Here is a 20,282-nt window from a genome sequence, read left to right as displayed (position 1 = left end):
AGAATAAAAAATGGCTAAATTAATCGCATTATACAAACATCCTGAAAACAAAGAGGCATTTGATGATCATTACTTCAACGTTCATGGACCTCTTACAGCGAAAATACCTGGGCTTCGTGAAATGAAAGTGACTAAAATCACAGGATCTCCAATGGGAGGAGAGGGCAAATACTACCTCACTTGTGAGATGAGGTATGACAATTTAGAAGCGTTGCAGCAAGGTTTACGTTCTCCCGAAGGAAAGGCATCCGGCAAAGACTTGATGGGGTTTGCAGGTGATCTTGTCACTTTAATGATTGGTGAGGATGCGTAATGAATGGCTTTGAATTCATTGAAACTACATTAACAGGGAATATCGCGGTGATTGAATTGAACCGTCCGCGCCAGTTAAATTCATTGAATCGAAAACTGATTAGTGAGCTAGTCGATGCTATGGAAGAATTTGACCGTAATGATAACGTCCGGGTCATCGTGTTGACTGGAAAAGGACGCGCATTTTCAGCTGGAGCTGACATTGATGAAATGACGAATGATGATCCAATCAGCCTTGAACTAATGAATCAATTTGCTGACTGGGACCGCTTAGCACTCATTAAAAAACCAATTATTGGTGCAGTCAAAGGGTTCGTTTTTGGCGGAGGGTTCGAGCTAGCCCTTTGCTGCGACCTATTAATCGCCGCTAGTGGCACAGAGTTTTCATTCCCAGAAGTAGGGCTTGGTGTTATGCCGGGTGCAGGAGGGACACAGCGGCTGACAAAACTTGCCGGTCGTACGAAAGCACTTGAATGGCTTTGGACAGGGGAAAGGATTTCCGCGGAAATAGCCCTAAAACACGGGGTCATCAATAAAATCGTAGCACCTGAACTAATAATGGAAGAAACGCTGAAATTTGCAAAGCGACTTGCCAAACAGCCACCGCTATCGCTGCGACTCATTAAAGATTCAGTTAATAAAGCAGTGGATTATCCCTTGTATGAAGGAATGCAATATGAACGGAAAAATTTCTACCTTCTTTTCGCTTCGCAGGATCAAAAAGAAGGTATGAACGCATTTGTAGAAAAAAGAAAACCGGATTATCAAGGAAAGTAAGGAGTGTGCTGAATGTTTGAGACGATTCGCTATGACGTCAAAGGTGGAATTGCATGGCTCATCTTAAATAGACCTGATAAACTGAACGCTTTTACCGCGCAAATGAATCGTGAAATAAAAGATGCGATCAAAGATGCCTCTTTCGATGAACAAGTGCGTTGTGTTGTCATTACAGGCGAAGGACGGGCATTTTGTTCCGGTCAAGATTTATCAGAAGTGGATGATCAGATGGATCATGGCCAAGTGTTAAGAGACCATTACGGACCGATGATTATGCAAATTAGACGATGTGAAAAACCGATTGTTGCAGCAGTAAATGGGGTAGCTGCAGGAGCAGGGTTCAGTCTTGCGCTTGCTTGTGACTTCAGACTTCTTTCAGAGCGTGCGAGTTTTATGAATGCTTTTATCCATGTTGGTCTCATTCCGGATTCAGGTAATCTCTATTATTTAACACAACTCGTAGGGCATTCGAAAGCAGCGGAACTAGCCATTTTAGGAGAAAAAGTACCCGCAGCTGAGGCCGTGAAATTGGGGCTTGCAAATCGACTGATTTCTTCAGAAAAATGGGAAGAAGATGTATCCGCATTCGTAGAACATCTTGCCGCGCTACCAACAAAAGCAATAGGCTTGATAAAACGCTCGTTGAAAACAGTTAGTGAACTATCGTTTGAAGATTATCTTGAGCAAGAAGCACAAGGGCAGCGGATAGCCGGTTTAACAAAAGATCATCGCGAAGGTGTTACTGCATTTATGAAAAAACGCAAACCTGTTTATACAGGACAATAGGAGGAATAAACCAATGACGACAATTCAAGAAGGAACAATAGAACAAGAATCAATGAAACGTGACTTTTACAAGCTGTTCATTAACGGTGAACAAGTAGAAAGTAGCAGTGGCGAGCGCACAAAGATTTACAATCCTGCGACTGGTGAACTACTTGCAGAAGTCGCAAAAGCGACGAAAGAAGACGCTGAAAAAGCTGTCCAAGCTGCCAGAGATTCATTTGATAATGGAAAGTGGAAAATAACACCTGCTGGACGTCGTGCACGTGTACTAAACAAAATTGCAGCAATTATGGGTTCACGCTTTAAGGAGCTTGTAGAACTTGAAATTTTGAATACAGGTAAATCACTTGCAGCGGCTAAAGGGCAGATTTCACAAGCCATTGAAGACTTTGAATTTTATGCGGGCGCTATCGTTGCACACGGTGGATCAGTAAACAATGTACCTGGTCAATTCCATAACTACACAGAAAAAGAACCACTTGGTGTATGTGCACAAATTATTCCGTGGAACTATCCACTTATGATGGCTGCCTGGAAGATTGCTCCGGCTATTGCAGCAGGTTGCTCGGTGGTTATTAAGCCTGCGTCACTAACGCCACTTACAGCTATTATTCTAGGAGAAATTTGTTTCGAAGCAGGCGTTCCGGCAGGCGTTGTTAACATTTTGCCAGGATCAGGTTCTGAAATTGGTAACTACTTGGTAGAACATGAGCTAGTGAATAAAATTGCATTCACAGGGTCTACACCAATTGGAAAAGACATTATGGCAAAGGCGGCAGGAACAGTAAAACGCGTAACGCTAGAACTTGGCGGGAAGTCTCCAAGCCTTGTTTTTGAAGATGCAGATATTGATGCAGCCGTTGATGGTTCACTCTACGGTGCTTTCAATAACACAGGACAATCTTGTGATGCGCGTACACGAATTTATATTCATGAAAATGTGTACGACGAGTTTGTTGAGAAATTCATTGCTAAAACTGAAAAACTCGCCATTGGAGATCCATTTGACAAAGCAACACATATGGGCGCAGTTATCGATCAAGGTCAGTTGGACACAGTGAAAAGATATGTTCAGTCCGCAATCGATGATGGTGCTGAAATACTTACAGGTGGTAAGGAATTGAAACCAGAAGGCTTTGAAAACGGATTTTGGTATGCACCAACAATAATTGGAAATGTGACACAAGACATGAAGGTTGTTCGGGAAGAAATCTTTGGACCAGTTGTCATCGTATCGAAGTTTAAAAACGAAAAAGAGGCAATTGCATTAGCGAATGACTCGGATTTCGGTCTAGCTTCATCAATTTGGTCAACAAATACTGCAACGACAACACGTGTTGCCAATCAAATTCAAGCCGGAATCGTTATGATTAACACGCCATTCTCTGCATTCCCAGGAACACCATTCGGTGGCTACAAACAATCCGGATTTGGCCGTGAGCTATCAATCGGATCGCTTGATCTTTACACTGAAACGAAAAGCATCATGTCGTACTTTGGCAGCCGTCCAGTAAACCCATTTGGTCTATGAAAAGCGCAAAGCGCCGTCCAGCCCCGGGTTGAAAAATTATACCTATCTTTAAAAACAACGGACAGGGATGTATGATCTCCTGTCCGTATTCTTTCACCATAAAAAGGAGGATTACTTATGATTAACCGTGTAGTTGTTGTTGGTTCTGGCGTGATGGGCAGAGGGATTGCCTATGTAGCAGCACTTGGTGGGTATTCAGTTACAATCGTTGATATTAATGAAACAGCACTTCAAAATGCAAAGAATGAAATTGACGTTATTTTTGAAAAAGGACTTAAGTATGGAAAAATATCCGCGGATAAAGCTGCAAAGGCTCGCCAAAATCTGAGCTATGAAAATGAGCTTGCAAAAGTAGCTGGAAACGCGGATTTAATTATTGAAGCGGTGCCTGAAATCGCATCGATTAAAAAACAAGTGTTTGAAGAAATTGAAGAACTCGCTTCAAAGGAATGTTATTTTGCAACGAATACATCTACGATGAGTCCTACTGAAATTGCTTCTTTCGGTAAACGTCCAGAAAAAACAATTGCTATGCACTTTTTCAATCCAGTACATAAAATGCCACTTGTAGAAATTGTCCGCGGGTTGGAGACGAGTGATGAGACGGTGGAATTAATTAGAGAAGTAGCCGTGAAGATGGGCAAAGAAACAGTTGTCATTAATGAATTTCCAGGTTTCATCACAAGCAGGATTAGTGCGCTTGTCGGCAACGAAGCATTTTATATGCTCCAAGAAGGGCTTGGAACACCGGAAGAAATTGATAAAGCGATTAAACTAGGTTTAAATTATCCCATGGGCCCATTTGAACTCGTAGATTTGGTCGGGCTTGATACGCGTTTGAATAACTTGAACTATTTGCATCAAAAATTAGGAGAAAAATACCGCCCGGCGCCTCTTTTGGAGCAGTACGTCAAAGCGGGTCGCCTTGGTCGAAAAACCGGCAAAGGCGTATACGACTACGCCCTTGGAGAAGAGTTGGTTACAAAATGAGAGAAGTAGTTATCGTAGATGCTGTCCGTACACCTATCGGAAGATATAATGGCGCATTAAAAGATGTACGTCCGGATGATCTAGGAGCAGTTGTTATTAGAGCGCTTATCGAACGGAATCCTAATCTTCCTGCGAAGCAGATTGAAGAAGTTGTTCTCGGAAACGCCAATCAGGCAGGGGAGGATAACCGGAATGTAGCTCGAATGTCAGGCTTGTTGGCGGGTCTTCCAGTCGAAGTGGCAGGCACGACGATTAACCGTCTTTGTGGTTCAGGGCTTGATGCTGTTATTTACGCCGCCAGGGCAATCGCAGTTGGTGACGGCGATATTTACATTGCCGGTGGAACAGAAAGCATGACGCGTGCTCCCCTCGTCATGGCAAAGCCTGATAAAGCAAATCCCCGTGGGAATATGGAACTGCAAGATACAACAATCGGTTGGCGCTTCACGAATAATAAGTTGAAAGAAATGTATGGCGCGGACACAATGCCACAGACGGCTGAAAATGTCGCGCAAAAGTATACCATAACGCGGGAAAATCAGGATTCATTTGCTTATGAAAGCCAGCAACGCGCAAAAAAAGCAATGGAAGAAAATCGTTTCGCTGAAGAAGTAGTCCCGGTTGTCTATAAAGACCGAAAAGGGAACGAAATAACTGTGGGTCGGGATGAACATCCGCGGCCAGATACAACGCTAGAAAAGCTTGGTAAACTTAAACCGATATTTGAAGGTGGCACCGTTACAGCAGGCAACGCTTCGGGTGTCAATGACGGTGCATCTGCTTTGCTTCTTATGAGTGCTGAGAAGGCAAAAGAACTAAACCTCAAGCCACTTGCGAGGTATGTTTCTGGGGCAACTGCAGGACTTGAACCCGCTGTAATGGGTCTTGGCCCAATTTACGCTTCAAGAAAAGCACTGGAACGGGCGGGACTGACCAAAAATGATATTGGACTTGTTGAATTGAATGAAGCCTTTGCTTCACAATCACTTGCGTGTATACGTCAGTTAGAATTAGACGATAAAAAAGTAAATGTCAATGGCGGAGCAATCGCTTTTGGGCATCCTTTAGGAGCGAGTGGTGCCCGAATTTTAACGACACTTCTATTTGAAATGAAAAAACAGGAAGTTAAATACGGACTGGCAACGATGTGTATCGGGGTAGGCCAGGGTATCGCGGCAATTATTGAGAATGTGTCGGAGTAGTAGGTGAACAATGCTGTCCTTCACGGGCCAGTCCTCTTCTTGAAAAAGTTAGGATGAGCCTTGGCAAGAGTTGGGCAGTTTTTTATATAAAAAGGAGTTGGGGAAATAACTTACTGACCATTCATATAACGAAATAATGAAAGAATTGTCGAATCATGATACATTGATAAGAGACGATAAAAGAAAGAGTGAGTATCATGGCAAATACACAATCAATGATTTTTACAATATATGGTGATTACATTCGCCATTATGGAAACAAAATTTGGATTGGCAGCTTGATTCGGTTATTAAAAGAATTTGGTCATAATGAACAATCGGTTCGGGTTGCTGTTTCAAGAATGATGAAACAAGGATGGATTCAATCCGAAAAGCAAGGGAATAAAAGCTATTATTTCTTGACGGAACGTGGCGAAGCACGGATTGAAGAGGCAGCAATCCGTATTTTTAAGTTGAATCCAACTGACTGGGATGGGAAATGGCGTATGCTAATGTATACGATTCCGGAAGAAAAAAGGCAGATTCGCGATGAGCTTCGAAAAGAGTTACTATGGAGTGGGTTCGGCAGCTTTTCAAATGGATGCTGGATATCGCCAAATAATCTTGAAAAAGAAGTGAATCTTCTAATCGAAAAGTATGATATTCAAGCTTACGTGGATTTCTTCGTGTCCGAATACAAAGGTCCGCAAGCGGACAAGTTGCTCGTTGAAAAAAGCTGGCCACTTGAAGAAATTGAAGAGAAATATCAAGCATTCATAGCGACATATAGCAAAAAATACATTGTCCATCAAAGCATAATAAATGCTGGTGAAATGACAGATGCAGAGTGTTTCGTGGAACGGACCAACCTGGTGCATGAATACCGGAAATTTCTCTTTACAGATCCGGGACTTCCAAAAGAACTGCTACCGGAAATCTGGAATGGCAATCATGCCACTCTGTTATTTGAACAATATTATAAACTGCTAGCCCAATCAGCAAGCCGTTTTTTCGAAGATGTATTTCAAGAAGATAATGACATGCGCAGGAAAGACAAATCGTACGATGCAGATGATCATCCGCTCATTATAGACCAACTAACAAATTAAAAGTAACGGGTTTTTGGGGATAAAAAAAGGACGTTACCTAAAACTAATAATGTCCTTACCGGCATCCATTTAGCATCGCATTTTGCGGTGTTTTTATTTTTTGTGAAATCTCCTATCTCCGCTAGCAATAAGCCTGTATCGACATGAATTTACAAGAATAAATTTAAAGTTTTTCGAATTTCAAGTGAAATGATTAGTGTATAATTTGAAGACATATGAGTTTCTATCTTCAACATAGTGGGGCAGAAAAAAGGAGTAATAAATATTTTTAGGCTTAAATTGATATATTTACTATGTGAAAAAATTAAACCACAGGATGTGTATCTAATGAGAAATAGAGGTTCTTCAGTCCTTATAGAAAAAAATAAAGTTGCTTTAATTAAGAGAGTTAAAGAAAATTGTGTTTACTACGTTTTTCCAGGCGGTGGAATTGAAGAAGGAGAAACACCTGAAGAGGCTACAGAAAGAGAAACATTCGAAGAACTAGGCGTTAAAATAAAGATTAAAGAACATGTTTGTTCAGTTGATTTTATTGGCACACAATATTTTTATCTTGCTGATATTGTTGGTGGAACATTTGGTACTGGAAGCGGGGAAGAGTTTACCGATTTAAATCTAGATAGAGGTACCTACCAACCACTTTGGATGGAGATTAAAAATCTTTCCTCATTAGATGTAAGACCGAGAGAAGTAACTGAAAAGATTCAGTCTATCTTCGGGAAATTATGAAGTTTTGAAATAAAGGTATTCTATTTTGTCGAGGGAGTTGTGTTAAATCTTGTTTAGTGGTCAGCAATTATATGGTAAGTTCAATCCGGTTGTAGCTCATGTAAAGAAAACATTCGAAATGGTTAACGGTTCGGGAGGGGCAGTGGTAATTATACATAAGGATCAACTAGTTGCAGAGGATTACTGGGGAAAACATTCTAAAGCTATTAATGCAAGACGAATTCAAGAAGATTCACAGTTTCATGTTGCTTCCGTTAGAAAAAGCTATATCGGATTTGCTGTTGCCTATGCTGTCCATAACGGTTTTATAGCATCAATTGATGACCCAATAACAAAATACCTTCCTTCACTTGATGCAAACTTTTTAAACGGAACTACTATTCGACACTTACTCACACATACACATGGTTTGAAAATAGGTAGAGATGAAATTATTCGAGAATTTATTCCAGGCCAAAGTTGGGCATACCGTGGAATTGGTATTGACATGTTAACGCAAATTGTAAAAAATTCAACAGGTAAAACAATAGCTGAGATTGTTTCTGAACTGGTATTTCAGCCTATGAAATTTAATCAAACTGGTTGGTATGGGGAAATGAATGAAAAGCTGGTTGAAGTAATTCGAGAACCTAATGACCCTAATTGGTTCATATACAAAAGTACTGAAGGGGACAAGATGAACATGTATGTGTCAGCTCGAGAATTGGCACTATGGGGTTATTTTCATTTGAAAAAAGGTATGATCAATAAAAAACAGATTATACCTAAGGAAATTATACAATTAGCGACTTCTGTTCAAAGTCCGCCTTTTAAGGATACTGACAATCCTCAAAACGGTTTTTTGTGGTTTGCCAAAGGCTCCTCTGCTAAACGAAGCGAAATTGGCAAGTTGGTCCCTTATGGTTCGTACCAAATACTAGGATATACTGGCGTGGGCTTATTAGTAATTCCACAACATGACATTGTAGCAGTAAGAATGATGAATAGCTTTGGTTCACCTAAAGGATTTGATTATTTAGCAGATATTAGAGCTTTTGGCGATACGGTAATGAAAAATTATAGGGATACGTTTTAAATATTTCGCACTATTGAAGTAATTGATATTGCCTCGTGGAATATAAAGCTGTTGTACTACGAAATTCTTCTGTCTGAAAAACGTTTTGGGTGATGAAGCCTCAGTTGAAGGGCGCTATTTTAATGGCAACGTTTCAAAAGAAGCATTTAATTTGTATAAAATTATTAGCTAAGAGGAGGGAATAGACACAATGGCATTAAGGACAAAAGCAAACCTGAAGGAAAAGGATAAATAGAATCTATTTGAAAAAGTGTTAGTAGAGTTACCAAGAACAATGGACATCGTAATTTCAGGCATACAAGAAAAAAAGAATGCAGACGGAGAAAGGAATGGGTGGAGCAGTACAGCTTTTGAGACTTATGATTCTTGTAGAACTAGGAATAAAATAGACATTATTACTATGGCTAAAGAGGGCGCTAAGAAATATCTTAAGGCCTATTTTTTAATTGTGTGTAGTAATGATGAAACTGTAAAAAAACTCGAAAAATTATTCTGAAATAAAAGGAAGGACATGGGCTGGGAATGCTATCTGTCCTTCCTATTATGGTTATAAAGCTTTTAATGGAATAAATCTTCAATTATCTTTCGTAATGATATTGAAACATTTGTAATGTGAATTACGGAAAATGAAAAATGCCACCTCATTAAATGGTAGTAAAATCACTTAAAAAAGAAGTTAATAAGAAGTGGACCCCTACTATCTTGGAACGAATATAAAGTCACTAACAACCTGTCATGCATGTTTGAGTGTGAAATTCTGCTAAATAAGACAACTGACTATGATCCTATTTAATTTAGATGTAACCTCACCGATATAATAAACTTCGGAATTATTAGTACAATTAATTTATACTCATATGAGTTGAAAGTGAATACGGTGTGTAAACAGAGTGCAGGTGGCTTACCGGGCATCCCCATAGTGCCGAAGCGTATTTGAAGGCTTTACTTATTTCGACATACAGTAAATGAAGAAAGAAGGGGTTATTTTGAAAGAAACAATCACCAGTCATGAGGATGTATTAGAGATGTTGGATTCCTTACTACGTGAGCCTACAGGTTTTTGGAATGAGTTTTATTCGAATCGTGAAAAAGGAATTCCTTTTTTCGTCAATAAACCTGACGAAAATCTGGTAAGCTATTTTGAAAAAGACATAATAAATGCCGGAAATGTGCTCGAACTTGGTTGTGGTCCAGGAAGAAACGCCATATACTTTGCAGAGAAAGGGTGCACAGTTGATGCAATTGATCTATCAGAAGAATCGATTCAATGGGCAACAGAGCGAGCGAGAGAAAGCGAGGTAACCGTAAACTTTATTCAAGATAATATTTTTGATGTTCATCTAGAAGAAGAGACTTATGATATTGTCTATGATTCTGGCTGTTTTCATCACATTGCCCCGCACCGAAGAATGAATTACATAGAGTTAATACAAAAAGCGTTAAAGCCAGGCGGATACTTCGCTATTACATGCTTCGTGCAAGATGGGGACTTGGGTGGATCTGATATATCGGATTGGGAAGTTTACCGATTACGCAGCTTGGATGGTGGACTAGGTTTTACAGAAGAAAAGCTGAGGACGCTCTTTAATGGATTTGAGGAAATAGAAATGCGTAGAATGAAAGTTGCAAAAAAAGACGAGGAAGTATTCGGTGTTTCCGCTTTATGGGCAGCTTTATTTAGAAAAAAGTAATAGGCAGAAAATAAAGAGGCTTTATATGAGTTGAACAAATGATTACGGCATATGCGCTTTACAAGGGCTTTTTGGAGGCACTGAAAAATCCCTAATACTTGGAGTGGATTGTAATTTCTCCTAATACCGCTTCGACGCTTTGTGGATGCCTCCCGCGATAAGCCAGAAAGAAGTTCACTTTCAGTCTTATCGCTCCGGCTACCACGAAGTCGCGTCTTCGCTGGATGGTCTATGTGAGAAAGTACATTTCGTTATTAGGAATGAGACCAACAACCTGGAGTGCCATAAATCGATTGAATGTGATCAACGAATGTCCCAATACATGAAGAATGAATTAGAAATCCTGCCAATCCCGCTTCGACGTTTTGTGGATGCCTCCCGCAATAAGCCGGAAAGGAGAGCATTTGGGAGGGATTGAACTGCATCCCTCCTTAGTCTTATCGCTCCGGCTACCACGAAGTCGCGTCTTCGCTAGATGGTCTATGCGAGAGAGAGCATTTCGTTATTTGTGATGAAATCTGCAATCTGGAGTGTGTCTTTCTTGACTCTAATTCTCTATATGTTGAACTATTGAATCCAATGTATAAACTGAGTGAAGGCATCCCCTAGCGCCGTAGCGGTTCGATGGAGTTCTTTTATTTCAATTTATATAGTATCAACTAGTAATCACATATACTCTCGGCATACATGCGTTGATTAACCAGTAAATGACTACTTACTTTTGTGTTAAAACACTAGACACCCTATATACATGTGCTTTATGTAAGAAAGTGGTTAATCCACAGACGTCTTTTAATATCAACATATTGTCTCGGTAACACAAAGATAGAGCTGCAAATCATAGTGATTTGCAGCTCTATTTAATTAGTTGGACGACTGAACATGAACGATTAGTGTCAAGAAGCACGAGTCATTAGTTACTCATTTTCTCCATTCTTGAAAATCTCCCGATAGTCATATCCTTTTTGAACATATGAATCAATCGACAATTGAATGATTTCAAAGTCTTTGTCGTTTAATTCTCTCACTACTTTCCCCGGTGAACCAACAACCAGTGAACGAGGAGGAATTTTCTTGCCTGGTGGGATTAACGTGTTGGCGCCAATAATACATTCTTCACCAATTTCTGCGTGGTCAAGAATTGTAGAACCCATTCCAATAATCGATCGCTTTCTGACTTTGCAGCCATGCAGGATAACGTTATGCCCAACGGTAACTTCATCTTCTATAACGACTGGAGCGTCTTCATATAAGTGGATGGTTGAATTGTCTTGGATGCTGCACCTATTGCCTATTGTAATAGGCCCTTCATCTCCTCGCAGGACGGTATTAAACCAAATAGTAGATTCTGACCCAATCTGAACTTCTCCGATAATTTTAGCACCTGGAGCAACGAAGACCGTCGGATCGAGTACAGGGCTTTTCTCTTTGAATGTGATTAACAATACTTTCAACCCCCCTAGTTATTATTTAATTCTTAATTGTTTTTTAACTCTATTTAGTATAACATAATTACATAGGGGTGGACGAAAAATGATATACGTTTGTGAGCTACTTGAAATTGATTATCCAATTATACAAGGCGGAATGGGGAATATTAGTAATGCCCAGCTAACAGCGACTGTTTCAGAGGCAGGGGGGCTTGGTACGATAGGATGCGGTACAATGACTCCCGCTGAAGTAGAGAAATTAATAGTTGAAACGAAAAATCTGACGAAGAAGAATTTCGCAATTAATATTCCAATCAGTGTTACACCATATGTAAAAGAGCTGATTAATCTTGTCATCAAACATGCGATTTCAGTTGTTTCACTATCAGCAGGAAATCCAGCACCATATATTCCTGCATTACATGAACAAGGGGTGAAAGTCATTGCGCTTGTAGCCTCGGTGAAACATGCCCTTAAAGCGGAAGCTGCAGGAGCAGATCTTCTCGTGGCAGAAGGATTTGAAGCGGCTGGCATCAACTCTAGCCTGGAACTGACGACATTCACATTGATACCGCAAATAGTGAAAAACGTTAAACTACCGGTAATTGCGGCAGGAGGCATCGGTGATGGCAATGGATTGGCAGCTGCGCTTATGTTAGGCGCAAGTGGTGTGCAAATTGGAACTCGTTTAATTGCAACAAAGGAAGCGCCCTTTCATGACATATACAAGCAGAATCTTGTGCGAGCAAGTGATACGGAAACAATACTTATTGGACGCAGTGTAGATCGGCTGAGGCGGATACTAAAGACGCCTTATGCAGTTAAACTTAATGAGTTGGAAAAATCCGGGATGACACTGGAACAATACACTGAACTGACGTCGGAAAAACAACATGTCAAAGGTGCAATCCATGGCGATATGGAAAATGGATTTATCAATAGCGGTCAAATTGCAGGATTGATTGAAACCATCCCGACTGTGAAAGATTTACTTGATAGCATGATGAATGAAGCAGAAAATCAAATGAATAAATCCATAGAAGAGTTCAAAAAAGTACTAAACAAATTGGTCAATTGAATGAGGGGCTCCTTTCAGCAATTAGTTAACGGTAAGCAACGAAAAAACGCCGACCCGTTCCAAGGCGGCGTTACGTTCATTTCTTAAGTCATCACGTTCGTTTTTTGAATGCTTCAAGTGTCAGCAGCTTATGCTTACGCGCATAATCTTCTATTTCAGAGCTGTCTGCATGCTCTTTCAAAAGTCTGATAAGAGTGTAATGCTCTTCGATCGATTGTGGTGTCCGTTTGGGGTAGAAGGTGAAACCTGCTTGTCTAACAATATCTAATCGACTCCACGTTTCTTGTATATTTTTTATTAATAAATTATTGGGGCAAAAAGAGTAGATATGAAAGTGAAATTCTCTGTTCAACACACCTAATTTATCTAACTCATAGTTTTCCAACATTTCCTTCATCTCGTTATTAATGCTAGCTAGTGTTTCAATTCCTTTTGATGTAATCAGCGGTGCGCTAAGCGCCGTTGCATGCCCTTCTAATAAAGCCAAAACATGAAGGGTCTCCGTGTAAAGTTCGTTATCAATACCACGAACAATTGCTCCGATATTTGGTTTAAACTCAATTAGTTGATCGGACTCTAATTGGTGGATAGCTTCTCTTACAGGGATATGACTAGAGCCGACCTCCTTCGCGATTTGATCGATAATAATTCGTTGGCCAGGGGCATAAGTACCATCTACGATTCTTGTGCGAATCACTTTATAAGCATATTGTCGTTTATTCATTTTATTTTCCATAGTAACCGAATTATATATTAATTAATATATGATTGCAACGCTTATAGACCAAGAAGAGCAGAACTTTCTAAAAGCGATGAAACCGCATTAATCGCATACTAGTATTCAGATTATAAAAATACTTCTGATAAGTACTTGAAGTCATATACAGTATGATATATGATAATTGTAAATAATCGTTTACCATTTAAGGTTTTCATCGTATGAACACGGTCATTAATTTAGCATTGAAAAAGGCATTTGTAATTTATTGAAAAAGGAGAGTAGTTCGACCAAGGAAATGAGAATAACGACTGAAGATGGACTATGAATTTGTAAGCGTTTTCAAAAGGGGTCTCACATATTATAACTTGAGTAGGGGATATATTATGAAGCGAGGATTGAATGTTGGTAGAGAGGAAGCAATCGAGATAATCGTAACAGAGGATATGTTTGCTTCATTTGAAGGAGAAATTGTACATCCTGTCTATTCAACCGTAGCAATGACATATCATATGGAATGGGTTTCTCGAAAAATCATTCTTCCATTTTTGGAAGAGCATGAAGAGGGAATGGGTGCATCAGTCCAGCTGAAGCATCTTGCTGCGTCTCCGCTTGGTTCTACCGTTACCTTAACGGCAACTCTAATTGAACTTCGTGACAATAAAGTTGTGACAAAAGTCATAGCGCAAAATAAGTTGGGGCTTATTGGAAAAGGTGAAGTAATACAGGTTATATTGCCGAAGGAAAGAATTGTGAAAAAGTTAGATGAAGCTTCATTCTAAACAGGGATTTTGTATGACCAATCCTAAGGGGGAAAATCGCATGATGCTAGCTGAAAGAACGTCAATGACAAAGGAATTTGAGCTCTTTGATCGAATGAGTGAACATGAACAAGTCGTTTTCTGTAATGACCCTTCAACAGGTTTACGTGCAATTATTGCAATTCATGACACTACGCTTGGACCAGCACTTGGCGGTTGCCGCATGCAACCTTATGGCAGTGTGGAAGAAGCGTTGGAAGATGTCCTTCGTCTTTCAAAAGGAATGACCTATAAATGTGCAGCTGCCGATGTCGATTTTGGGGGTGGGAAAGCAGTTATTATTGGTGATCCTAAAACAGATAAGTCACCGGAATTATTCCGCGCATTCGGTCAATTTGTAAACTCACTGGGCGGTCGTTTTTATACGGGAACGGATATGGGGACGACGATGGACGATTTCGTTCACGCGATGAAAGAAACGAATTTCGTCAACGGCCTGCCGGAAGTATACGGAGGCGGTGGCGATTCATCTATTCCTACAGCAGCAGGTGTTTTGTACGGTATAAAAGCGACCAATCAGATGCTATATGGAAATGGCGAATTAGGTCAGCATATCTATGCGATTCAAGGGCTTGGAAAGGTTGGATTCAAAGTCGCAAGTGGATTGCTTGAAGCAGGTGCTCACATTTTCGTAACAGATATTAATGAAGAGAGTCTGCGGGCAATTGAAGAAGTTGCGGCAAGAACAACTGGCAAGCTACAAATTGTTGCAAATGAAGCTATCTATTCTCAAGAAGCAGATATATTTGTACCGTGTGCATTTGGCGGGATTATTAACGACACCACAATTCCTCAGTTTAAAGTAAAAGCGATTGTAGGATCTGCGAATAATCAGTTGTTAAATGATAGGCATGGTAAATTATTGCGGGATAAAGGAATATTATATGCACCGGATTATATCGTCAATTCTGGTGGGCTCATACAAGTAGCAGATGAATTGTATGGCATTAATCACGAACGGGTGCTTGCGAAAACGAAACATATATACGATGCAATTTTAGAAGTTTACAAGGAAGCTGATAACAGTGGAAAAACAACCGAGGAATCGGCAAATGCAATGTGTGAGAAGAGAATAGCAGATCGAGGAAAACGGAACAGCTTTTACTCAGCACCAGCAAAACCAAAGTGGTCGATTCGTAATCTATCCTGATTGGAGGCAAGTTAAGTGGAACATAACTATCCTATAAAAAGAATAGTAGACGATAAAGGCTTTTTTGTTGACACAAGCTTTGAAAAGCAAATAGATGAGCAATTGGTTAAACAGTTGTATTATCACATGTTACGAATTCGTACATTTGATAGAAAAGCGATTAACTTACAACGACAAGGGCGTCTAGGAACATACGCACCTTTTGAAGGACAGGAAGCTGCTCAAGTGGGTAGCGCACTCGCATTAAATGCCGATGACTGGGTTTTCCCGACATATCGTGATCATGGAGCCACGATAACGTTTGGAAAAAGTATGGCCAGAACGTTTTTGTATTGGAATGGCAGGCTAGAAGGCTGTGTAGCGCCGGCAGACAGAAATATTTTTCCGCCAGCTGTTCCAATTGCGACACAGCTCCCCCATGCAGCGGGTGCCGCATGGGCTGAAAAGAGAAAAGGAACAAAAAATGCAGCAATTGCTTATTTTGGGGACGGTGCGACTTCGGAAGGGGATTTTCATGAAGGGTTAAATTTTGCGAGCGTATTCAAAGTGCCAGTGGTCTTTTTTAACCAAAATAATGGGTATGCAATTTCGGTCCCAATTGAAAAACAGATGAATTCTGCAACGATTGCACAAAAATCAGTTGCCTATGGTATGCCGGGATTCCGTGTCGATGGGAATGATTGTTTTGCGGTTTATTTTGAGACGAAAAAGGCCTTTGATAATGCTAGAGCTGGCAACGGCCCGACATTGATAGAAGCAGTTACGTGGCGAAAAGGTGCCCACACAACTGCTGATGATCCGTCTAAATACCGATCTGAAAAACAAGGAGTTAATTTTGTAGACCCTCTTACACGATTAGAATTATTTATGAGAAATTATGGCTATTGGAATGACGAATGGGTTCAAGCTACTAAAGAAAAAACTATAAGTGAAGTCGAAGCGGCTGTAGAAGAAATGGAAAAGTTTCCGCCGCCTAATGTAGAAGATGTTTTCGATCATGTATACGCTGAAATGCCCGCTCAGCTCACTGAACAAAAAGAAGCGTACCTTGCGCATTTGGGGAGGCGATGATTGATGACACAATTAAAAGAATCGGAACAAAAAAACGAAACGACAAAGCAGATGACGTTAATTCAAGCGATTAATGATGGCATGCGTTTGATGCTAGAAGAGGATGATCGAACCATCATACTCGGAGAAGATATCGGGAAAAATGGTGGTGTATTCCGCGCGACGGAAGGCCTTCAGGAACAATTTGGTGATGATCGAGTAGTCGATACACCACTTTCAGAAGCAGGGATTATTGGGACGTCAATTGGTCTTGCCGTTAACGGTTTTAGACCGATTGCAGAAATCCAGTTCCTCGGTTTTATCTATCCTGCGTACGAACAGATTATGACACATGTTTCACGGCTTCGGATGCGATCGATGTCTCGTTTTACAGTGCCTATGGTCATTCGAGCTCCATATGGTGCAGGAATTCGAGCGCCTGAAATCCATTCTGACAGTACGGAAATTTTATTCACACATATGCCAGGGATCAAGGTGGTCTGTCCATCTAATCCATACGATGCAAAAGGGTTATTGATTGCAGCAATGGAAGATCCTGATCCTGTGCTAGTTTTGGAGCCTATGAAAAACTATCGTTCGAAAAGAGAAGAAGTTCCTGTTGGAAAATATACTGTAGAAATTGGTAAAGGAAAACGAGTGCTTGAAGGTACAGACGTCACTCTGATCGCGTGGGGAGCTATGATTTCAATTGCTGAGAAAGCCGCTGAACAGGCCGCGAAAAAGGGAATTAGTTGTGAAATTATCGATCTGCGAACATTATATCCAATTGATCGTGACATTATTGCTCAATCTGTGCAAAAGACAACGAGAGCAGTCATCATTCATGAAGCACATAATACGGGGGGACTTGGCAACGATATTGTTTCCATAATAAACGATACAGCTTTTCTTTATCTACGAGCTCCAATTGAACGCGTTACAGGATTTGACGTCCCGGTTCCATTCTTTACATTAGAAGAACATTATCTTCCAACACCGGCACGCGTCGTGGAAGGAATTGAAAAAGTGCTTCATTTTTAAGGGGGAAATGGAATGCTCGAAGTAAAGTTACATGATATCGGGGAAGGGATGACTGAAGGGGAAGTGATCCATTACTTAGTCAAGGTTGGCGATTCGGTTACGACGGATCAGCCGCTTGTCGAAGTACAAACAGACAAAATGGTCGCCGAACTTACTTCGCCCGGCCCGGGTATTGTGAAAGAAATTCGTATTGAAGTAGGTGAAATTGTTCAGGTCGGAACAAGCCTGCTCTGCATTGAATTAAACGAAGCTGTTCGAACAGTACAAAAATCAATAATGGAAACGAAAAAAATCAATGAGAGGGAAGCAAGCCCGGCAATTAAAATAGATGAGAAATTGCCGCCATTGCATTTTAAGCGAATACTTGCGGCGCCGTATACACGCAAAATTGCACGCGATAACAATATAAATCTCGAAGATGTCCATGCAGCTGACCCTTCTGGAAGGATAACCGAAGAAGATGTTTTTCGATTCTTAGAAGAAAAACAAACCATGTTCGAATCAGTTAAGATTGTTAAGCAGACGAAGATTGATCAAAAGAGTCCTGATGAAATTCCTTTTAGAGGAATCCGAAAAAAAATTGCAGAAAAGATGACGAAATCACTCTTTACAATTCCCCATGTTACTCATTTTGACGAAGTGAATATGACGAATTTGGTTAAAATGAGAGAGCAGTTGAAAGTGGCGGGTGAATCCGTCAGTGTTCCAGCATTTCTTATTAAGGCACTTGTTATCTCATTGAAGGATTTCCCGATATTCAATGCCGAACTTGATGAAGAAAACAGTCGGATACTCCTTAAGAAAAACTACCACATTGGACTCGCAACAAATACTGAAAGCGGACTAATTGTTCCTGTTATCCATGATGTTGATAAGAAATCAATCAAAGAAATTAACAAAGAAGTAAAGGAATTGACAGCCAAAGCAATCGCTGGTAGCCTACAACTGTTTGAAATGCAAAATAGCACATTTACAGTGAGTAATGTCGGACCTCTTGGTAGTACCGGTGCAACACCGATTATTAATTATCCAGAAACGGCTCTTATTGCTTTCCATAAAACAAAAAAACAACCAATCGTCAATGAGCATGATGAAATTGTTATCGGTCATATCATGACACTTTCCATGGCATTCGATCACCGTGTTGCTGATGGCGCAACAGCGGTTGCATTTACGAATCGCTTTGCCAGCCTAATTGAGCAGCCTCACAAACTGATGATGGAGATGATATAAAATGGTTGTTGGGGAAATCAGTCAGGAAAGAAATCTCGTTGTCATTGGAGGGGGGCCAGGCGGCTACTCTGCTGCCATACGTGGTGCGCAGCTTGGTCTCTCGGTAACATTAATTGAACAGGCTGAAATGGGCGGCGTTTGTCTGAATGAAGGGTGTATTCCTTCTAAAGTTTTTACACATGCAGCAGCTAAACGCTCTGAAATTACCCATCTACAAAATCTGGGAATTGGAAGTTTGGATAACCTAGTCGATATTAAAAAGCTGATTGCTTATAAATCTAACGTCATTAATCAGCTTAGATCAGGCGTAGAAAGTCTATGTAATGAAAATAAAATTGAACTCATCCGCGGGAAAGTTACATTTCTCGCGGTAGATAGAATCGGTGTAGAAAATGGACATCAATTCGATATTTTCGAATTTGAACAAGTCATTATTGCGACAGGAAGCTCCCCGATTATACCGTCCGCAATGAACGATAAAGGGGTGCGAATTCTATTGCCCCATGAGCTATTTAAATTGGAAGAGATACCTGAGCACCTTATTGTAAGAGGTCATGATTACATTGCACTTGAAGCGGCTTCAAGTTTTGCCGCATTAGGAGCACAAGTCAGTATCGTAATTGATGATCAAACAGGCTTTCCATTCGATGAATCCATCAATAAAGAATTAAATCGTTTATTTAAAAAGCATAAAATTAAAGTGCATAAAGAGCGTGAATTCATTTCGGTAAATGAAACAGCAGACGGGATTATACTAACGTTTCAAACGGATAAAAACATAGAAGAGACGATACGTGGATCACATCTATTCGTATCTGGAACAAGGAAACCCAATTTGGATGCTCTCGGCATCACCCGTTTCGGAATTGAGCAAACAGACGAGGGTTTCATCAAGGTGGACGGAAATATGCAATCCTCAATACCTTCTATATATGCAATTGGTGATGTGACCGAGGGGCCAATGCTCGCAGTGAAAGCAATCAAGCAAGGTAAAGCTGCTGTTACCTCAATAGCAGGGGAACAAACTGAAGTCGACCTTACATTTATGCCAGTTGTGGCACATACAATCCCGCCAATCGTTTCTGTAGGGCTTACAGAACAAAGCGCACGGGACTTTGGGGTGGCTATTCGGGTCAGTCAATTTGCTCTTGGCGGAAACGGTTATGCAACAATTACGGGTAAAAAGGATGGGTTTATTAAAGTTATTTCTGATGCAACAACAGAAATCATTCAAGGCATTCATATGATTGGGGAAGGGGCAATTGAAATGTCAGGTTCCTTTGTCCAATTACTTGAAATGGCTTCAAAAGAGGAAGATATAAAATTCCCGAACTATGCGCATCCAGGATTCAATGAAGGACTGCTTGAGGCGGCAGAAGGCTTAATCGGACAAGCAATTCATGCTATGCCGGATAAAAAGAGAGATTTGCTAACGATTTAAACGCATCTAAAAAGGAGTTAAGGACATAGAGATTTTATTCGACCCGCTTTGGCGCTTACTGACAAGAGAGTTGTAATTCGGGGTGTGGATTGTAGAACGCTTGGCGCTTTGGGGACGACTTTGCCGCGCCTGCGCTAGG

Annotated in this window: 20 protein-coding genes; 18 read left to right on the top strand and 2 right to left on the bottom strand. The window is 40.6% G+C overall.

Annotated elements, in window-relative coordinates; genetic code table 11:
• The first annotated feature begins 10 nt into the window (after positions 1 to 10).
• From MKZ11_RS20490 to MKZ11_RS20440, 11 genes are all read left to right on the top strand, one after another.
• Positions 11 to 313, top strand: a complete 303-nt coding sequence (locus MKZ11_RS20490) for an EthD family reductase (protein ID WP_340796200.1) — start codon at positions 11 to 13, stop codon at positions 311 to 313.
• Positions 313 to 1,089 (top strand): enoyl-CoA hydratase/isomerase family protein, encoded by a 777-nt coding sequence (locus MKZ11_RS20485; RefSeq protein ID WP_340796199.1) that lies wholly within the window; start codon positions 313 to 315, stop codon positions 1,087 to 1,089. Before MKZ11_RS20490 ends, MKZ11_RS20485 begins: the two co-directional genes overlap by 1 nt.
• A 12-nt stretch (positions 1,090 to 1,101) precedes the next feature.
• Positions 1,102 to 1,875 carry an enoyl-CoA hydratase-related protein gene (locus MKZ11_RS20480; protein ID WP_340796198.1) on the top strand — a complete coding sequence of 258 codons (774 nt, stop codon included), beginning with the start codon at positions 1,102 to 1,104 and terminating at the stop codon, positions 1,873 to 1,875.
• Between the two features lie 13 nt (positions 1,876 to 1,888).
• Positions 1,889 to 3,406, top strand: a complete 1,518-nt coding sequence (locus tag MKZ11_RS20475; RefSeq protein WP_340796197.1) for an aldehyde dehydrogenase family protein — start codon at positions 1,889 to 1,891, stop codon at positions 3,404 to 3,406.
• Positions 3,407 to 3,523: 117 nt separating this feature from the next.
• Positions 3,524 to 4,396 (top strand): 3-hydroxyacyl-CoA dehydrogenase, encoded by an 873-nt coding sequence (locus tag MKZ11_RS20470; protein ID WP_340796196.1) that lies wholly within the window; start codon positions 3,524 to 3,526, stop codon positions 4,394 to 4,396.
• Positions 4,393 to 5,598 (top strand): thiolase family protein, encoded by a 1,206-nt coding sequence (locus tag MKZ11_RS20465; protein WP_340796195.1) that lies wholly within the window; start codon positions 4,393 to 4,395, stop codon positions 5,596 to 5,598. Before MKZ11_RS20470 ends, MKZ11_RS20465 begins: the two co-directional genes overlap by 4 nt.
• A 197-nt stretch (positions 5,599 to 5,795) precedes the next feature.
• Positions 5,796 to 6,686, top strand: a complete 891-nt coding sequence (gene paaX, locus MKZ11_RS20460; RefSeq protein WP_340796194.1) for a phenylacetic acid degradation operon negative regulatory protein PaaX — start codon at positions 5,796 to 5,798, stop codon at positions 6,684 to 6,686.
• A gap of 327 nt (positions 6,687 to 7,013) precedes the next feature.
• A complete protein-coding gene (locus MKZ11_RS20455) occupies positions 7,014 to 7,415 on the top strand; it encodes an NUDIX hydrolase (RefSeq protein ID WP_340797070.1) in 402 nt (133 codons plus the stop codon).
• A gap of 49 nt (positions 7,416 to 7,464) precedes the next feature.
• Positions 7,465 to 8,490, top strand: a complete 1,026-nt coding sequence (locus tag MKZ11_RS20450) for a serine hydrolase domain-containing protein (RefSeq protein WP_340796193.1) — start codon at positions 7,465 to 7,467, stop codon at positions 8,488 to 8,490.
• A gap of 250 nt (positions 8,491 to 8,740) precedes the next feature.
• A complete protein-coding gene (locus MKZ11_RS20445; RefSeq protein ID WP_340796192.1) occupies positions 8,741 to 8,986 on the top strand; it encodes an AlkZ-related protein in 246 nt (81 codons plus the stop codon).
• 490 nt (positions 8,987 to 9,476) lie between these two features.
• The gene (locus MKZ11_RS20440) at positions 9,477 to 10,181 is read left to right on the top strand and encodes a class I SAM-dependent methyltransferase (protein WP_340797069.1); all 705 of its coding nucleotides are present in this window, start codon (positions 9,477 to 9,479) and stop codon (positions 10,179 to 10,181) included.
• A gap of 917 nt (positions 10,182 to 11,098) precedes the next feature.
• Here MKZ11_RS20440 and MKZ11_RS20435 read toward each other — a convergent pair.
• On the bottom strand, positions 11,099 to 11,626 hold the full coding sequence (locus MKZ11_RS20435) for a gamma carbonic anhydrase family protein (protein ID WP_340796191.1): 528 nt from the start codon (positions 11,624 to 11,626) through the stop codon (positions 11,099 to 11,101).
• A gap of 88 nt (positions 11,627 to 11,714) precedes the next feature.
• On the opposite strand from MKZ11_RS20435, the gene MKZ11_RS20430 reads away from it, so the two are divergent.
• On the top strand, positions 11,715 to 12,689 hold the full coding sequence (locus tag MKZ11_RS20430; protein ID WP_340796190.1) for an NAD(P)H-dependent flavin oxidoreductase: 975 nt from the start codon (positions 11,715 to 11,717) through the stop codon (positions 12,687 to 12,689).
• Between the two features lie 91 nt (positions 12,690 to 12,780).
• Here the strand turns inward: MKZ11_RS20430 and MKZ11_RS20425 are convergent, their stop codons facing one another.
• The gene (locus tag MKZ11_RS20425; RefSeq protein ID WP_340796189.1) at positions 12,781 to 13,425 is read right to left on the bottom strand and encodes a GntR family transcriptional regulator; all 645 of its coding nucleotides are present in this window, start codon (positions 13,423 to 13,425) and stop codon (positions 12,781 to 12,783) included.
• A gap of 368 nt (positions 13,426 to 13,793) precedes the next feature.
• On the opposite strand from MKZ11_RS20425, the gene MKZ11_RS20420 reads away from it, so the two are divergent.
• From MKZ11_RS20420 to MKZ11_RS20395, 6 genes are read left to right on the top strand one after another with little or no spacing between them, the layout of a single operon-like run.
• Positions 13,794 to 14,189: a thioesterase family protein gene (locus MKZ11_RS20420; RefSeq protein ID WP_340796188.1), complete on the top strand. Its 396-nt coding sequence runs from the start codon at positions 13,794 to 13,796 to the stop codon at positions 14,187 to 14,189.
• A gap of 40 nt (positions 14,190 to 14,229) precedes the next feature.
• Positions 14,230 to 15,378 carry a Leu/Phe/Val dehydrogenase gene (locus tag MKZ11_RS20415; RefSeq protein ID WP_340796187.1) on the top strand — a complete coding sequence of 383 codons (1,149 nt, stop codon included), beginning with the start codon at positions 14,230 to 14,232 and terminating at the stop codon, positions 15,376 to 15,378.
• A gap of 15 nt (positions 15,379 to 15,393) precedes the next feature.
• Entirely contained in the window at positions 15,394 to 16,449 is a 1,056-nt protein-coding gene (gene pdhA, locus MKZ11_RS20410; RefSeq protein WP_340796186.1) for a pyruvate dehydrogenase (acetyl-transferring) E1 component subunit alpha, read from the top strand.
• Between the two features lie 3 nt (positions 16,450 to 16,452).
• Positions 16,453 to 17,469, top strand: coding sequence for an alpha-ketoacid dehydrogenase subunit beta (locus MKZ11_RS20405; protein WP_445327011.1), 1,017 nt, complete (start codon positions 16,453 to 16,455; stop codon positions 17,467 to 17,469).
• 12 nt (positions 17,470 to 17,481) lie between these two features.
• Positions 17,482 to 18,702: a dihydrolipoamide acetyltransferase family protein gene (locus MKZ11_RS20400; RefSeq protein WP_340796184.1), complete on the top strand. Its 1,221-nt coding sequence runs from the start codon at positions 17,482 to 17,484 to the stop codon at positions 18,700 to 18,702.
• 1 nt (position 18,703) lies between these two features.
• Positions 18,704 to 20,143 (top strand): dihydrolipoyl dehydrogenase family protein, encoded by a 1,440-nt coding sequence (locus tag MKZ11_RS20395; RefSeq protein ID WP_340796183.1) that lies wholly within the window; start codon positions 18,704 to 18,706, stop codon positions 20,141 to 20,143.
• Positions 20,144 to 20,282 lie beyond the last annotated feature (139 nt).

Origin of the sequence: Sporosarcina sp. FSL K6-1508 (assembly GCF_038007465.1) — a bacterium.
Lineage (GTDB): Bacteria > Bacillota > Bacilli > Bacillales_A > Planococcaceae > Sporosarcina > Sporosarcina psychrophila_B.
This window is presented reverse-complemented; position numbering and strand designations above follow the sequence as displayed.

Bases quoted from the DNA above. Each gene is read 5' to 3' on its own strand.
- MKZ11_RS20490 (WP_340796200.1), top strand. From the start codon at position 11: ATGGCTAAATTAATCGCATTATACAAACATCCTGAAAACAAAGAGGCA.
- MKZ11_RS20485 (WP_340796199.1), top strand. From the start codon at position 313: ATGAATGGCTTTGAATTCATTGAAACTACATTAACAGGGAATATCGCG.
- MKZ11_RS20480 (WP_340796198.1), top strand. From the start codon at position 1,102: ATGTTTGAGACGATTCGCTATGACGTCAAAGGTGGAATTGCATGGCTC.
- MKZ11_RS20475 (WP_340796197.1), top strand. From the start codon at position 1,889: ATGACGACAATTCAAGAAGGAACAATAGAACAAGAATCAATGAAACGT.
- MKZ11_RS20470 (WP_340796196.1), top strand. From the start codon at position 3,524: ATGATTAACCGTGTAGTTGTTGTTGGTTCTGGCGTGATGGGCAGAGGG.
- MKZ11_RS20465 (WP_340796195.1), top strand. From the start codon at position 4,393: ATGAGAGAAGTAGTTATCGTAGATGCTGTCCGTACACCTATCGGAAGA.
- paaX (WP_340796194.1), top strand. From the start codon at position 5,796: ATGGCAAATACACAATCAATGATTTTTACAATATATGGTGATTACATT.
- MKZ11_RS20455 (WP_340797070.1), top strand. From the start codon at position 7,014: ATGAGAAATAGAGGTTCTTCAGTCCTTATAGAAAAAAATAAAGTTGCT.
- MKZ11_RS20430 (WP_340796190.1), top strand. From the start codon at position 11,715: ATGATATACGTTTGTGAGCTACTTGAAATTGATTATCCAATTATACAA.
- MKZ11_RS20425 (WP_340796189.1), bottom strand. From the start codon at position 13,425: ATGGAAAATAAAATGAATAAACGACAATATGCTTATAAAGTGATTCGC.
- MKZ11_RS20420 (WP_340796188.1), top strand. From the start codon at position 13,794: ATGAAGCGAGGATTGAATGTTGGTAGAGAGGAAGCAATCGAGATAATC.
- MKZ11_RS20415 (WP_340796187.1), top strand. From the start codon at position 14,230: ATGATGCTAGCTGAAAGAACGTCAATGACAAAGGAATTTGAGCTCTTT.
- MKZ11_RS20405 (WP_445327011.1), top strand. From the start codon at position 16,453: ATGACACAATTAAAAGAATCGGAACAAAAAAACGAAACGACAAAGCAG.
- MKZ11_RS20400 (WP_340796184.1), top strand. From the start codon at position 17,482: ATGCTCGAAGTAAAGTTACATGATATCGGGGAAGGGATGACTGAAGGG.
- MKZ11_RS20395 (WP_340796183.1), top strand. From the start codon at position 18,704: ATGGTTGTTGGGGAAATCAGTCAGGAAAGAAATCTCGTTGTCATTGGA.